Below are 14,442 nucleotides of genomic sequence, written 5' to 3'. Positions count from 1 at the left end.
TAACGGAATGTTATTACCCGTGGGTCACGGCTGCGGTTTTCCAGGGGGCGAAAATCGTCAGGCTGGCCGCAGCCAACGCCCAGGCACCGAGGCCGCCGTACAGCATTACCAGGCCAAAACTTTGCGTCAACGCAGCATGAACCAGCGGCGCCAGGGCATCCCATTCGGGGAGTGTTTTCAACGCGGTGAGATTACCCGCCACTATCTGCTCCGCCACCGAACTCAGTGGCAGGGTATCTAATGATTCGGGCAGCGTTTGTCGCAGATAAGCGTAAACCCCCGCCAGCAAGATAAACCCCATGACCGCAATATTGATAGCCAACGCGATCATTCTGGCGCTCATGTCTATCCCGGAGGCCATGCCGGCGCGGGCATTCGACACCGAACCTGTGGTGGTATTGGTCACCGGGGTATTGGTGATACCCAGGCCGATACCGGCGATAAGTAACCCCGGCAGCATAGCCAATCCGCCTGCATGTTCGCCGCCTGATTTCATCAGCAGGAAACCCAGCCCAAGCGTGAATAACCCGGCGGGGATGACGGTTCCAGGGTGATAACGCAGAGCCAATCGCTCGCCCACCGGGGGAAAGATCAGCGTGGGAAGCGTATAAGCGAGCAGCGACAAACCTGTGGCCAGGCTGTCATAGCCCAGCCCAATTTGAAAATAGAGCGGCAGGTAGATCATAAAGGGCCAGAAGCTGAAATTCATGCCGATGGAGCCCATCAGCGCCCCGGAAAATTGCCGATTCCTGAACACGGAAAACTCCATCATCGGATAGGGGCTGCGTCTCTCAACCCAAATAAACAGCAGCAGGCTAAGAGTAGTCGCGAGAAAAATACCGCCTGCGCGAACGCTGGTGAAACCGAACACGGCCCCCTGAGTGATAAAATACACCAGCCCAAAAACCGACAGCGACAGTGTGACGATCCCCAGAGTATCCAGTTTTGCCGCCTGCGGATCGCGGGATTCTTGCACGCTGAAAATCACCAGTAACAGTGTCAGAACGGCGATGACCGCATGAATCAAGAATACCCACTGCCAGTTGGCGAGCGCCACGATAACGCCGCCGATCGCCGGCCCGAACCCCAACCCAATACCAAAAACGACGCCCCATATGCCGAAGGCGTGGCCGCGCTGTTTACCGTTCTGAAACTGATGCGACAGGGCAGCCACCTGGCAAATCAACATGGCGCCGCCCGCCATGCCTTGCATAAAGCGGCCCAGGATCAGCATCGTCGAGCCGTTGGCCAGGCCGCAGAGCAAGGAAGTGAGGCCAAAAGCGGCAATGGCGATGATGAAAACTCGCCTGCGGCCAAAACGGTCAGACAGCGTTCCGGTGGCCATCATCACGGCGGAACAGGCCAGGGTATAGGCATTCATAATCCACTGCATATCGCTGAAATCACTGTGTAATACCCGTTCCAGCGTCGGCAGTATGACCGGTACGCTGGAGATTTCCAGGCCGAACATCAGCGCGGCGAGGCAAATTGCCGTTAGTGCCAGTCGATTTTTACTGGCGTGAGAGAGCGTCATGAATTTTTTCCACAAAAGAGGGTGATGGAAACGAACAGCCATTCTGGATAAATGAGTTGCATGATAGAAATGATTTAATTTATCTTCATTAATTAATTTACATCATGAAAACTCGCCATGAACATTGATCCGACACTGCTGCGCACCTTCGTTACGGTTACCGAAACCGGCGGCTTTACGCGTGCGGCGCAACAACTGAATCTGACCCAATCCGCGATCAGTCACCAGATCCGTCGGCTCGAGGAGCAGATTGGCCGACAGTTGTTGCAGCGCACTACGCGCCGCCTGACGCTAACCGAAGACGGCGAAGATTTGCTGCGCCACGCCGGGCAAGTTTTGCAGGCGCTTGACGCCATGCAGCGGCGCTTTGAATCCTCACCCGTGTCGGGATCAGTACGCTTTGGCCTGACGGAGAGTTTTCTGGGGGAACGATTGCCGCCGCTGTTATCCCAGTTTGCCCGGGCTTTTCCTGCGGTCAGGTTGGAGGTGAATGTCAGTATCGGGCTGGATCTTTGTGGCATGGTGAAGGGCAACGAACTGGATTTGGCCGTCGTGATGTCGCTGGCTAACCGCATCGAGGGCAGGCTATTGCGGCGGACGCAGCTGGTGTGGGTAGCGGCTGAGACATTCAGCCTGGCGGGCTCGTCGTTGCCGCTGGCGTTGTTACCCGCGCCGTCGGTCAGCCGCGAGGCCGGGATCGCCGCTCTTGAAAGTCAGGCCATCGAATGGCATACCGCCTTCACCTCACAAAGCCAGCAAGGGCTACGGGCAGCCGTGTTGGCGGGGCTGGGCATTGCCGTCATGGCGAGCGGCGATTTGGAGCCGGGAATGAAAGTGATCGAGGGCGAGTATGGGCTACCCGAATTACCCGACGTCGATTTCACGCTGATCGTCAACAGCGAGGAACCGGGCGCGGCTGCGCAGGCATTCGGCAAAATACTGCTGGAGATGTCGGCGCCGTTGCCTGTCGCAGGGGGAGATTAAGTGCGGCTCAGGGCATTGGCCAGTCAGTCGGGGTTTTGCTCATCACATCGAAAAAGACGTCTTTGGTCACCGACCAAAAATGCAGGAATCCTTCCTGGCTGAAACTGATACCCATCAGGCCCATCACGAACCAGCAGGTGGTGAACAGCCCGAGGCTACTGAACATGAATGCCATGCCGTTACGGCTGGTTTTACGACAAACGACGTTTAACTGGCTGGCCATAAACATCATTACGGCGCTCAGTAACTCCCAGCGCATCATAATCAAACCCGTGGCTATGGTACTCATCGAACGTGATCCTTGGTAAAAAGCCGCAGCCGGCAGGGCGCCGGAGAACAGTGCGGGCAAAAATGGAATTGTGTGATCTACGTCACATTGTAGCATTGGGATAAAGGGTCGCTCAATCCCTGCTCGGCATAAAAACCGGCACCCGGAAACATTCCAACATGCTGAAACATTTATGCCATTTCATTAGCAACCTTTTAATGGGGGCCGTTAACCAATAACGCTATGCTTGCCGACTTTTCACTGCCCTGATTTATCTGGGGAAAATGTGACGTCAGACAGGTACTGCGCTGCGTATGGCCCTCTTAAAAGAAAAAATCCGTGACCATTCCGCTGAGGAAATGTTGTTTATTCGCCGCGCTTGCGTGGCGATGGCATTGGTGATCGCCTGCTTCGGCGCACTGATCGTCAACCTGTATCACCTGCAGATTAAGCAACATGCGTTCTACCAGACGCGATCCAATCAGAACGACATCAAAATGCTGCCGATTGCGCCCAGCCGCGGGCTGATATTCGATCGTAACGGCATCCCACTGGTGCGTAACATTACCCTGTACCAGATCCAGGTGATTCCCAGCAAAATCGCCAATATGACCGCGCTGTTACAGGCGCTGACGCCGATTGTCGATCTGACGCCTGAGGATATCGCCACCTTTCGCGACGACATGCACCACAACGGCCGCTATAAACCGGTGACGTTGAAAAGCGGGCTGAACGACACCGAGGTTGCCCGTTTTGCGGTCAATCAATACCGTTTTGACGGGGTGACCATCGACACCTATCAGCAGCGGGAATATCCGTATGGCGCCGAACTGGCGCACGTGGTCGGTTACGTCTCGAAAATCAACGATGGCGATGTGAAACGCCTCAATAAAGCCGGCATCGGCGAAAATTACGCCGCCGACCATAACATCGGCAAGCAGGGTATTGAGGCTTACTATGAGTCGGAACTGCATGGCACCACCGGCTATCAGGAAGTGGAGGTGGATAACCACGGCCGCGTGATACGCCTGCTGAAAGAACAGCCGCCGCAGGCAGGCAAAAATATCTATCTGACGCTCGATTTGCCGTTGCAGCAGTATATCGAGTCGGTTCTGAAGGGGCAGCGGGCGGCGGTGGTGGTTGAGGACCCGCGCGATGGCGGCATTCTGGCGATGGTGTCCAGCCCCAGTTACGACCCCAATCCTTTCGTGAAAGGCATCAGTTACAAAGCCTATAAAAGCTTATTGACCAACCCGGATCTACCGCTGATTAACCGCGTCACTCAGGGGTTATACCCGCCGGCGTCCACCGTGAAGCCTTATATGGCTACCTCTGCGCTGTTCGCCGGGGTGATCACGCCCAACACCAGCTTCTTTGGCGCGCCGACCTGGACGTTGCCGGGTACCCAGCGTCGTTACCGCGACTGGCTGAAGAGCGGCCACGGTATGCTGAACGTCACCAAGGCGATTGAGGAATCCGCCGATACCTTCTTTTATCAGGTGGCGTTTGAAATGGGCATTGATCGCATTCACAGCTGGCTGAGCCAGTTCGGTTACGGCCAGGCGACCGGGATCGATCTTAACGAAGAGTATCGCGGCGTACTGCCCAGCCGCGAATGGAAGCAGCGGGTGCATAAAAAACCCTGGTATCAGGGCGATACCGTGTCGGTCGGCATCGGCCAGGGGTATTGGGTCGCCACGCCGATTCAGATGGTGAAGGCGCTGACCACGCTTATCAATAACGGCAAGGTGAAAACGCCCCATCTGCTGTATTCCATGCGCCAGGGCAATCGGGTGAGCCGCTATCAGCCGCCGTTGCAGACGGCACAGATCGGTGATGCCAAATCACCGTACTGGGGCATTGTACGCAACGGCATGTACGGTATGGCCAACCTGCCGAACGGCACCGGTTATAAGTTGTTCCATACCGCGCCTTATCAGATCGCCGCCAAATCCGGCACCTCGCAGGTTTTCAGTCTGAGAGAAAATCAGACCTATAACGCCAAGATGATCCCGGTACGGTTGCGTGACCATATTTTCTACACGCTGTTCGCTCCCTATAAAAATCCGCGGGTGGCGATGGCGCTGATTCTGGAAAACGGCGGCGGTGACGGCGTGGTGGCGGGGCCCACCGCAAGGGCGATCCTTGATCATATTTTTGACCCGGCCAACGCGCCGAAACCTGATGATGGGCAGAAAGTTAAACCGGAGTTAAACGACAGTGAGGATGTGCAACAGTAAACGCGTTTGTTTTTACTTTCTTACAAACTGCAATCTTCTAAAGATTTCCGTCAGGGTAGACTGAAATAATGACATAATCCGAATAAAAACGCAGGGTTAACAGTGGCACCATTAATAAAAAAGAGCGGTAAAAATTATTCCTCACTGAGGTTTGGCTGGATTTGCGCCGGTATTCTGGTGTGTTTTTTCCTGCTGGCGTTCCGGGTGGGCTATTTGCAATTGATGGAGCATCAGCAGTTGGCGGACCAGGCGGATCAGCGTTCGATCCGTACGCAGGTGCTGCCGACCAACCGCGGGATGATCACCGACCGTAATGACGAAGCGTTGGCGGTGAGCGTGTCTTCGAAAGATATCGTGCTGGATCCCAAGCATATTCTCGACACCCATACCGATACCGGCAACGAGCGCTGGCAGAGTCTGGCCAACGTGCTGAAAATGCCGCTGACGGACGTGCAAAAGTTGATTCAGACCAACGCCCACAAGCGTTTCGTCTATCTGGCGCGCAAGGTTGAAGACGATAACGCCAACTACATCAGCAAACTGCATCTGACCGGGGTCAGCACCGAGCAGGATTTCAGCCGCTTTTACCCGATGGGCCAGGATGCCGCCGGGCTGATAGGGATTGTCGGGCAGGACAATCAGGGGCTTGAAGGCATCGAACTGGGCTTCAACCACCTGCTGCAAGGCAAGAACGGGATGCGGGTGTACCAGAAGGACGGCAGCGGGGCGGTGATTGGCGTGATCAAGAGCGTCGATCCCGTGCCGCCGCCGAACGTTACGCTGAGCATCGACAAATTTATCCAGTACGTACTCTATGCGCAAATTCGCGATGGCGTGGTGGCCAACCAGGCCGATTCCGGCTGTGCGGTGCTGGTGAAAGTCAGTACCGGCGAGGTGCTTGGCATGGCCAGCTACCCGTCGTTTAACCCGAATAATTATGCCAATACGCCGGCGAAAGATATTCGCAACGTTTGCAGCAGCGACAGCTTCGAGCCGGGTTCGACGGTAAAACCGGTCGTCGTGATGGTCGGACTGGAACATCGACTGATTAAGCCGGACACGGTGCTGGATACCACGCCGTACCGGGTCAACGGCCACTTGATCAAGGACGTTGGCCACTGGTCCAAACTGACCATTACCGGCGTGCTGCAAAAATCCAGCGACATCGCGGTGTCGCATATTGCATTGGCGCTGCCCGCCACCGTGCTACCGGCGGTCTACAAGAGCTTTGGTCTGGGGCTGCCGACCGATCTGGGCATCGGCAACGAGAGCAGCGGTTATCTGCCGCAGCATCGTGAACGCTGGGCCGATATCGAACGGGCGACTTTCTCCTTCGGCTACGGGTTGCGCGTTACGCCGCTGCAAATGGCGCGGGAATATGCCGCTATCGGTTCTTACGGCGTCTACCGGCCGCTGTCGATTACGCGGGTTACGCCGCCGGTCATGGGGCAGCGGATCTTGCCGGAAGAGACGGTGAAAACCGTGGTGCATATGATGGAAAGCGACGCCTTGCCGGGTGGTAGCGGGGTCAGCGCCGCAGTGCCGGGTTACCGGCTGGCGATTAAAACCGGTACCGCCGAGAAGATGGGCGCCAACGGCAAATATGACGGCGGTTATATCAACTACACCGCAGGCGTGGCGCCGGCCAGCGATCCGCAGGTGGCGCTGGTGGTGATGGTCAACAATCCGAAAGCCGGCAAGCACTTCGGCGGTTCGGTGGCCGGCCCGGTATTCGGCAAGATCATGGCGCAGGTGCTGGAGCATATGAACATTCTGCCGGACGCTCAACCGCTAAACGTGGTTTCTCAGGTGAAGGGATAATATCTAAGCTGTGCCAATGACGTTATTTATGACGGAGATTGGGTAAATAAGGCAGGAATTGGGTCCGGGCTCACAGACCCAATTCCTTTTATTTAGCAGGTAATGCAATAGATTGGCCTGCAGCCCAAATTATTTGCCCTGAGCCGCCCACCATTTTGCCACACAGGCATTAGGTGCCTGGATTTTTTTGCCGTCTTTGGTGACGTAGGGAACCGGTTCGTAAATAAAGGTGCAAACGCCGGCGGGACGTTGTGCGGCGGAGGCGACGGCAGACACGCCAACTGAGGACGCCAGAATTGCCGAGAGAAGTATTGCGTTTGATAATTTCATAACTCATCCTTAATAATGAAAATAGAATTAAACTTGCCAGCCTAATCAGCGTTTATCTGAAGGCGAACGATGTATTATCACTGCCCTAAGTAATGCCATTTCTTTTTCTTGAGGGAGTGACAGGGAGAGGTTATTAGCTTATCCAGTAATCGTCTACGGCGAATTTTATTATATATTGGCCATGAACCATTCATTAATAAATGAAGCAAATGATTTTAGTGAGCAATCTTATTTTCCAGTTATATATCTGGTAGGGGGAGCCAATATCTGCTTTTTCAGTGTGGTTTTTTCTTCGGCTGATATCTTCCGATTTTCGCAACGACGGGCAGAAGGGAGGCGAGAGGAATCAATGAAACTCACGGCAATTTCCGGGGGAAATGGGCATCTTTCACCCACCTTCGGTGATGATTTAGGTGATAATTTAAAAGAAGAAGGGGACAACGGGCCGTAAAAATAATATTAACTCAGGCAAGAATAGCGCATTATTGCAGTTATTCCGGCCTGAGATTTTTATTATTCGGCTATCATTAACGGCTGGTTTGGTGACCGATAATACCGCCCAGTGCCGCACCGCCCAAGGTGCCCAGGGTGCTGCCGTCGGTCAATACTGCACCGCCCAGTGCGCCTACGCCGGCACCGATTGCCGTGTTACGATTGCGGTTAGACATATGTCCGCATGCAGTTACAGAAAGCGTAGCCATAACAAGAACCAACACGCCGGCAACACGTTTAATGTTCATAAAAATCATCCTGGTAAAATGATCGATTACTTGGCTAAAAACACGGCAATTAATCGCTCGGTAGAAGTTGAGATGAATGTATTCCTCCGGCAGAAAATAGAATAGGTAAATATTCTTAATTTTGAGCTCTGTTTATTATTTAACGGCCGCCAGATGGCGAATATCCGGCCAGACGTAAATCACATTGCTGGAGCGCCACAACGGGCCGGGATCGGTGTAGTTACCGGCCGGAGCTCCGCCCAATGCCTGATAAAACCGCATGGCGCTGTCATTTCCTTCAACCACCCCCAGTGCAATGCTGCGATAACCGACCCTTAGCATTTCTCGTGCTGCCGCACCAAGCAACCTGCGACCAATGCCCTGACGTTGATGCGTATCGCTGACGAAAAGTGATTTTATCTCGGCATGCTCGCCAAACTGCGGATGGGAAGGGGCGTCGGCCAGGCAGAAGCCAATCAACTGGCCAGCCGATTCGGCCAGCAGCACCTGCGCTGTACCCGGTTGCTGCAGTTTTTCTTGCCACTGGGCCAACCGCCTTGGTTCATCCAGCGCGGCATAGGCCGCCGGCGTCGCCAGCCCTTGGTAAGTACTGCGCCAGACCTGCACGTGCAAACGAGCGATCGCCGGTGCATCCGCAGGCCGAGCCATTCTTAGCGTTATCATCATTTTTTGTACCTTGATTACCTGTTTCGAGCAGGCTCCTCACCGGTGTTTCGTCGTTTTAATCCGCGTTTTCCAGAGCATTTTTTGTCATTGTCTTAATGTATCTGTGTAAGTTACATTAGCTACCTTCAAGTGTGATGTCTGTCACAAATTGAAAATACCAACAATAAAATGTGCGGTATCCCGGAGAAATTCAAGTCCATTTGTGAATGGCTTTCTCCGCTTAAAAAACCAGGAGACAACGATGTTAGAAATGATTGAGAGTTTGGCAACCGTGGTGATCCTGGTGCCGGTAATGATAGCCGTGTTGCTGGGCTCGATTTATGGCCTGGGTGAATTGTTTAACGTTTTCTCCGCTATTGGCAGAAAAAACGACTGAATTCAAGGTTCAGGGGGCGCAATGCCCCCTGATGCAACCTAAAGCACCGTCGCCAGGAAGTTACGCGTCCTTTCATGCTGAGGCGCATCCAGCACCTGCTGCGCAGTCCCCGTTTCGACCACTTTCCCCTGATCCATAAAGATGATTTGATCCGCCACTTCGCGGGCAAAACCGATTTCATGGGTGACCACGACCATCGTCATGCCGGAATGGGTCAGGCCCTTCATCACCTGCAACACTTCGCCAACCAGTTCCGGATCGAGCGCGGAAGTCGGCTCATCAAACAACAATACCTCAGGATTCATCGCCAGCGCACGGGCGATCGCCACACGCTGCTGCTGGCCACCGGAAAGCTCGCGTGGCCAGGCGTTAATGCGATGTTCCAGCCCCACGCGGGTCAGCAGGGCCTTCGCCCGTTCGACCACCACGGCTTTCTTTTCCTTTTTCACCAGCAGCGGCGCTTCCGTGACGTTTTCCAGCACCGTGCGGTGCGGGAAGAGGTTGAACTGCTGGAACACCATGCCGATGCTTTTACGCTGTTCGGCGACCTCAGACTCCTTCAGCTCATACAGATGCTTGCCTTTCTGGCGATAGCCTATCAGTTGCTCACCCACGCGGATGGTGCCGCCGTCGAGCTTTTCAAGGTGGTTGATGCAGCGCAGCAAGGTCGATTTCCCCGAGCCGGAAGGGCCGAGGATAACCGTGACCGAACCGGCCGGGATCTGCAGGCTGATGTTCTTCAGCACTTCGGTGCCGGAGAAGGATTTGCGCACCTGGTTGATGTGAATGGCGGCGCTCATTGTTCTGCTCCCGGGTTCAGTTCGGTCGGGGCCTTGCGGTTGCGCAGCAGCCAGCCGCCGCGCGTCGCTTGAGTACCACGACCGAAATAGCGCTCAATATAGTGCTGGCCAATCGACAGAATCGAGGTCATCACCAGATACCACAGCGTGGCGACCAGCAACAGCGGGATCACCTCATAGGTGCGTTGGTAGATAATCTGCGCCGAATACAGCACGTCTTGCAGGGCGATAACCGACACCACGGCGGTGGTTTTAAGCTGCCCGATCACCTCATTGCCGGCCGGCGGCAAAATGGTGCGCATGGCCTGCGGCAAAACCACTCGCCACAGGATCTGCCCACGGCGATAGCCCAATGCCTTGGCGGCTTCCAGTTGGCCACTGCCTACGCTTTGAATGCCTGCGCGTACAATCTCTGCCGCATAGGCCGACTGATGCATGACCAGAGCAATCACCGCAGCGCTGAAGGTACTGATGATGGTGTTGGTCGGTGCGCTGGCGACCTCGCCCAGAAACGGGATCCACAGGCTGATGCGCGGATAGAGCGCGGCGATGTTGTACCACAGGAAAAGCTGCACCAGCATAGGTACCGCGCGGAAGAACCAGGTATAAAACCAGCTTACCGCGACCAGCACCGGGTTGGCGGAGAGACGCATCAGCGCCAGCAGCACGCCGCCGGCGAAACCGAAGATCACCGAGATGACCGTCAGCTTCAGCGTCATGATCACGCCGTTGATGATGGACGCCTCGGTAAAGTTTTCCGCCACCACCGCCCATTCGAAGCGCGGGTTGTGCAGCATCGAGTTGGCGATGATGCCGACGATCAGCAGCACGATCAGGGCGCTGAACCAGCGCCCGTAATGCCGATGACCGACGATGCTCAGTTCGGCATCATCGGCAGGTTGTTGCGCACTCATTTTGCAATCTCTTCGTTGATGCCGGCGGTTTTCACCGCGCCGAAACCGATATCCCAACCGTCGAGGATTTTCTGGTAGCTGCCATCGGCAATCAGCGAGTTAAGCGCGGCCTGCACCGGTTTTACCAGTTCGGAGCCTTTTGGCAACGCGATGGCTACCGTGGTGCCTTCGATATTGATGTCGCCGGCCAGCGCCAGCGCTTTAACGTGGCTCGCCTGGTAGCGCAGGCCTTCATACGGGCCGAAGAACATCGGCACGCGGCCGCTGATCGTCGCCTGCACGCCTGCCGGACGATCCGGGAAGATCGGAATGGTGATCGCCGGTTTGCCGGCGCTGACGCACTGGTCGCTGGCCTGCTGCAAACGGGTGACCTGCGAAGTGCCGGCACCGGCGCCGACGGTTTGGCCGCACAGTTGCGCCAGCTCGGTGTACGGGCCGAGCGCCGCATCTTTACGGGCGATCAGCGCCAGTTTTGAGGCATTGTAATAACCGACGAAGTCCACCTGTTGGAAACGCTTCTTGTTGGCGTCGATGTTGGCCAGCGCCACGTCGTAGCGACCGGATTTCAGGCCGGGAATGATATTGTCGAAACCGCCGGTGTCCTTCCAGTGGATCGCGACACCGAGACGATCGGCAATTGCGCTCATGACGTCGATTTCACGCCCGGCCAGCGTTTTGTTGTCCGCCTCGTAGAAGGTGGTCGGCGGCGTGTTCGGGTTAGTGCCCGCCACGATAAAGCCGGCTTTTTTGACGGCGTCAGGCAGGCTGTCGTGCAGTTTCGGATCGGCGCTGGCTTTCAGCGCGGCCTTGAAGGGCACATCGCCTTCGGCGGCATAGCCTGTGGCCAGCGGGGCTAAGGTGGAAGAAGCCAACAGCAGGGACAGCACAGTGCGTTTAACGGTAGTTTTCATGGTATTCCCCTGCAGATTAAGCCGATTTTACGTTGGCGAAGTTGATTGCCGGTTCCGGCAGACCCAGGTTTTCACGCAGGGTTGAATAGCGGTATTCCTCGCGGAACAGGCCACGGCGGCGCAGCTCCGGTATGACCAGCTCGACGAACAGCTCCAGCTGATTCGGCAGCACGGCGGGCATGATGTTAAAGCCGTCGGCGCCTTGCTGTTCCAGCCACAGCTGGAAGTCATCGGCGATCTCTTCGGCGGTGCCGACCACCACGCGGTGCCCGCGCGAGCCTGCCGCTACCGCAGCCAGTTCCCGCAGCGTCAGGTTTTCCCGCGCGGCCAGATCGGTCAGCAGTTTCACCCGGCTTTGGCCGCCTTCGGTTGCGCCAACATCCGGCACCGGGCCATCGAGCGGGTAGTCGCTCAGATCGAAGCCGAAGCGGGCGGAAAGCTGCTCGATGCCGTTATCGATATCCACTAACTGATTCAACTGATACCAGGTCTCCTGCGCTTCAGCCTTGGTGCGGCCGATAATCGGCATCACGCCCGGCAGGATCAGCAGGTGGTCCGGGTTACGGCCGGCCTCGGCCACATATTTTTTCTGGCTGCGATAAAACGCCTGGCCTTCCTCCAGCGTGGCGGCGGCGGTAAACACCACCTCGGCGGTTTCTGCCGCCAGCTGTTGCCCGGCCGGTGAAGAGCCGGCTTCGATAATCACCGGGCGCCCCTGTGGGGAACGCGAAATGTTCAGCGGCCCCTGCACCGAGAAGTGCTTGCCCTTGTGGTTGGCGGCGTGAATTTTGTCGTCGATGGCGTAGATGCCCTGTTGTTTGTCACGCACGATGGCGTCTTCTTCCCAGCCGTCCCACAGCTTGTAGCTGGCTTCGAGGAACTCGCGCGCCACTTCGTAACGTTCGGCGTGCGAAGGCAGATCGTCACGGCTGAAGTTGCGTGCGGCATCGCTGGAGAAGGACGTCACCACGTTCCAGGCTGCACGGCCGTGGCTGATATGGTCGATGGATGCCATGGCGCGCGCCAGATGGAAAGGTTGGTCGAAGGTGGTGGAGGCGGTGGCCGCCAGCCCGATATGGCGAGTGTTGACCGCCAGCGCCGCCAGCAAGGTCAGCGGCTCCAGGCGCGACATCGTCGAAGGCAAGCGGTGTACGCTGGTGGCCAGCGCGTCGCCGACGAAGAACATGTCAAAGGTGCCTTCTTCGGCTTTTTGGGCGATCCAGGTGAACCAGTCGATATCGGTCGGTGATCCGCTGGCGCCTTCTGCGCGCCAACCGCCGACATGGTGCCCCAAGGCTTGAACAAACAGGCCGAGACGTAATTGACGCGATGGTGTTGAAGGTGAAGCACTCATAATTTGTCCTCTATTTATTATTGATTTAATAATGCAATTAACCGTGCCGTCGCACCGGGCTGCGTCAGTGCGCAGTCGCGAACCACGCGGTCGCCGTCCAGTTGCGGCAGCAGTTGCAGGATGCTGCGCAGCTTGGCTTCGACGTCCGTTGGGCGGGCGGCGGTTTGCTTTCTGGTGACAATGTCACTGAATTGACGGCCGTCGTGCAGCGTCAGCGTCACGCGGTGGAAACGCAGTTCCGGATCCCACTCGTCTGGCGGGGCAGTCAGATCGGCATGCCGTTCTACCCGCGCCGCCAGTGCGGCAATTATCGGGTCGACGGGGTTTTCACCGTAATGCATCAGCGGCACGGCACCGCTGTACAGCGCATCGGCGATCACATATTCCAGGCTGAAACGCGCTTCGACGCCGTTTACCGGCCGGTGAATATAAGGGGCGGTATCCGCGCCGGGCGGGAAACTGACCTGAATGCGGCGGATGGCGGCAGGCATCTCGTCGGCGGTAATACCTTGTTCGAGCAGGTTTTCACGCAGGGCGAAGGCGGCTTCGGCCGCGCTGTGGGTGCCGCCGCAGGTCGGGTAACGTTTAAACTCCAGGCCCGGTTGCAGGATGCGCCACGGCGCGCCCCAATCTGCAGTCAGCAGATCCGGCCGCTGCCGGCCGTCACCGTGGGAACTGAACAGGCTGTCAATCACGCCTTCCGGCTGGCCGGCAAAGCCCGCCTGCGCCAGCAGCACGGCATTGACCGCCGCGCGCGCCGCCAACCCGGCGTGCAGAGGTTTGGCGGCAGAACCGAACTGGCTGCGCAGCCCGGCGGCCTGGGTAGCGGCCAGGCCGAGTGCAATCTGCGTCTGGGGCGGGGTCAATCCCAAATAGCGTGCGGCGGCTGCGCTGGCGGCGACCGCGCCCAGGGTCGCGGTGCTGTGGAAACCCAACTGATAATGCTGGGTTCCGGCCGCCAACCCCAATCGCCCGGCGGCTTCTACGCCGATCGCATAGGCGGTTAACAGCGCGGCGGCATCGTCGCGGTCACCGGTCAGCGCCAGCAAGGCAGACAGCACCACGGTAGTGGGGTGGCCGCGCAGCGCAGGGTGGTAATCATCGAAATCCAGCGAGTGGCTGACGTAGCCAAAATACAGGGCGCGGTTCTCAACGCCGATCGGCGGGAACACCGATTTCACCGTCGCCAGCCCGGTATCGTTCAGCGCGCCGTGGACGATCGGCAATGCGCAGGCGAAATAGTCCATCAGGCCGCGACGAGCGGCTGACAGGGCGAGATCATCAGGCTGGGTATCCAGCACCAGACGGGTAAATTGAGCGGTAATGAGCGATGACAAGAGTATAAACCCTGATTTTTTATGCGGTTATGAGCCGGCCTGCGATTCAGGTTTTATTGTGTGGTGATTTTCCGTGCCCCGAAAGAACGAACGGGACTTTCATATTTCAAAATGGAATATCATGGAAAGACGCTAACGCGGCGAGGCCCGCCGTCAGGCACTGTCGT

15 protein-coding genes are annotated in these 14,442 nt (G+C 56.9%); 5 read left to right on the top strand and 10 right to left on the bottom strand.

The window, feature by feature from the left end; genetic code table 11:
• Nucleotides 1-13 precede the first annotated feature (13 nt).
• Nucleotides 14-1,534, bottom strand: a complete 1,521-nt coding sequence (locus V2S86_RS07870) for an MFS transporter (RefSeq protein WP_330761944.1) — start codon at nt 1,532-1,534, stop codon at nt 14-16.
• Nucleotides 1,535-1,651: 117 nt separating this feature from the next.
• Here V2S86_RS07870 and V2S86_RS07865 point away from each other — a divergent pair, with 117 nt between their 5' ends.
• Nucleotides 1,652-2,518 carry a LysR family transcriptional regulator gene (locus V2S86_RS07865; RefSeq protein WP_330761943.1) on the top strand — a complete coding sequence of 289 codons (867 nt, stop codon included), beginning with the start codon at nt 1,652-1,654 and terminating at the stop codon, nt 2,516-2,518.
• Nucleotides 2,519-2,525: 7 nt separating this feature from the next.
• Here V2S86_RS07865 and V2S86_RS07860 read toward each other — a convergent pair whose 3' ends face one another.
• Nucleotides 2,526-2,807, bottom strand: a complete 282-nt coding sequence (locus tag V2S86_RS07860; protein ID WP_004944199.1) for a YjcB family protein — start codon at nt 2,805-2,807, stop codon at nt 2,526-2,528.
• A gap of 293 nt (nt 2,808-3,100) precedes the next feature.
• Here V2S86_RS07860 and mrdA point away from each other — a divergent pair, with 293 nt between their 5' ends.
• On the top strand, nt 3,101-5,026 hold the full coding sequence (gene mrdA, locus V2S86_RS07855) for a penicillin-binding protein 2 (protein WP_330761942.1): 1,926 nt from the start codon (nt 3,101-3,103) through the stop codon (nt 5,024-5,026).
• A 102-nt stretch (nt 5,027-5,128) separates the two neighbouring features.
• Nucleotides 5,129-6,847, top strand: a complete 1,719-nt coding sequence (locus V2S86_RS07850; protein WP_311992731.1) for a penicillin-binding transpeptidase domain-containing protein — start codon at nt 5,129-5,131, stop codon at nt 6,845-6,847.
• Nucleotides 6,848-6,976: 129 nt separating this feature from the next.
• Here the strand turns inward: V2S86_RS07850 and V2S86_RS07845 are convergent, their stop codons facing one another.
• Entirely contained in the window at nt 6,977-7,177 is a 201-nt protein-coding gene (locus tag V2S86_RS07845) for a hypothetical protein (RefSeq protein ID WP_330761941.1), read from the bottom strand.
• A 181-nt stretch (nt 7,178-7,358) separates the two neighbouring features.
• Between V2S86_RS07845 and V2S86_RS07840 the strand changes: the two genes are divergently transcribed.
• Nucleotides 7,359-7,628 (top strand): hypothetical protein, encoded by a 270-nt coding sequence (locus tag V2S86_RS07840; RefSeq protein ID WP_330761940.1) that lies wholly within the window; start codon nt 7,359-7,361, stop codon nt 7,626-7,628.
• A 76-nt stretch (nt 7,629-7,704) separates the two neighbouring features.
• Here the strand turns inward: V2S86_RS07840 and V2S86_RS07835 are convergent, their stop codons facing one another.
• Complete coding sequence (locus tag V2S86_RS07835) at nt 7,705-7,878, bottom strand: glycine zipper 2TM domain-containing protein (protein WP_418346467.1); 174 nt, start codon at nt 7,876-7,878, stop codon at nt 7,705-7,707.
• Nucleotides 7,879-8,052: 174 nt separating this feature from the next.
• A complete protein-coding gene (locus V2S86_RS07830; protein ID WP_330763171.1) occupies nt 8,053-8,580 on the bottom strand; it encodes a GNAT family N-acetyltransferase in 528 nt (175 codons plus the stop codon).
• 244 nt (nt 8,581-8,824) lie between these two features.
• Between V2S86_RS07830 and V2S86_RS07825 the strand changes: the two genes are divergently transcribed.
• Complete coding sequence (locus tag V2S86_RS07825) at nt 8,825-8,959, top strand: AcrZ family multidrug efflux pump-associated protein (RefSeq protein ID WP_006318794.1); 135 nt, start codon at nt 8,825-8,827, stop codon at nt 8,957-8,959.
• A gap of 38 nt (nt 8,960-8,997) precedes the next feature.
• Here V2S86_RS07825 and V2S86_RS07820 read toward each other — a convergent pair whose 3' ends face one another.
• From V2S86_RS07820 to V2S86_RS07800, 5 genes are read right to left on the bottom strand one after another with little or no spacing between them, the layout of a single operon-like run.
• Nucleotides 8,998-9,759, bottom strand: coding sequence for an amino acid ABC transporter ATP-binding protein (locus V2S86_RS07820; protein WP_330761939.1), 762 nt, complete (start codon nt 9,757-9,759; stop codon nt 8,998-9,000).
• Nucleotides 9,756-10,673 carry an amino acid ABC transporter permease gene (locus V2S86_RS07815; protein ID WP_330761938.1) on the bottom strand — a complete coding sequence of 306 codons (918 nt, stop codon included), beginning with the start codon at nt 10,671-10,673 and terminating at the stop codon, nt 9,756-9,758. Before V2S86_RS07815 ends, V2S86_RS07820 begins: the two co-directional genes overlap by 4 nt.
• Nucleotides 10,670-11,584 carry an ABC transporter substrate-binding protein gene (locus V2S86_RS07810; protein ID WP_004944223.1) on the bottom strand — a complete coding sequence of 305 codons (915 nt, stop codon included), beginning with the start codon at nt 11,582-11,584 and terminating at the stop codon, nt 10,670-10,672. The genes V2S86_RS07815 and V2S86_RS07810 overlap by 4 nt, the downstream gene beginning before the upstream one ends.
• Nucleotides 11,585-11,600: 16 nt before the next feature.
• Nucleotides 11,601-12,938, bottom strand: coding sequence for an LLM class flavin-dependent oxidoreductase (locus tag V2S86_RS07805; protein ID WP_330761937.1), 1,338 nt, complete (start codon nt 12,936-12,938; stop codon nt 11,601-11,603).
• A gap of 17 nt (nt 12,939-12,955) precedes the next feature.
• Entirely contained in the window at nt 12,956-14,275 is a 1,320-nt protein-coding gene (locus tag V2S86_RS07800; protein ID WP_330761936.1) for an MmgE/PrpD family protein, read from the bottom strand.
• Between the last annotated feature and the right edge of the window lie 167 nt (nt 14,276-14,442).

It is taken from the genome of Serratia sp. C2(1) (assembly GCF_036352655.1).
In the GTDB taxonomy this organism is placed as follows: Bacteria; Pseudomonadota; Gammaproteobacteria; order Enterobacterales; family Enterobacteriaceae; genus Serratia; species Serratia inhibens.
This window is presented reverse-complemented; position numbering and strand designations above follow the sequence as displayed.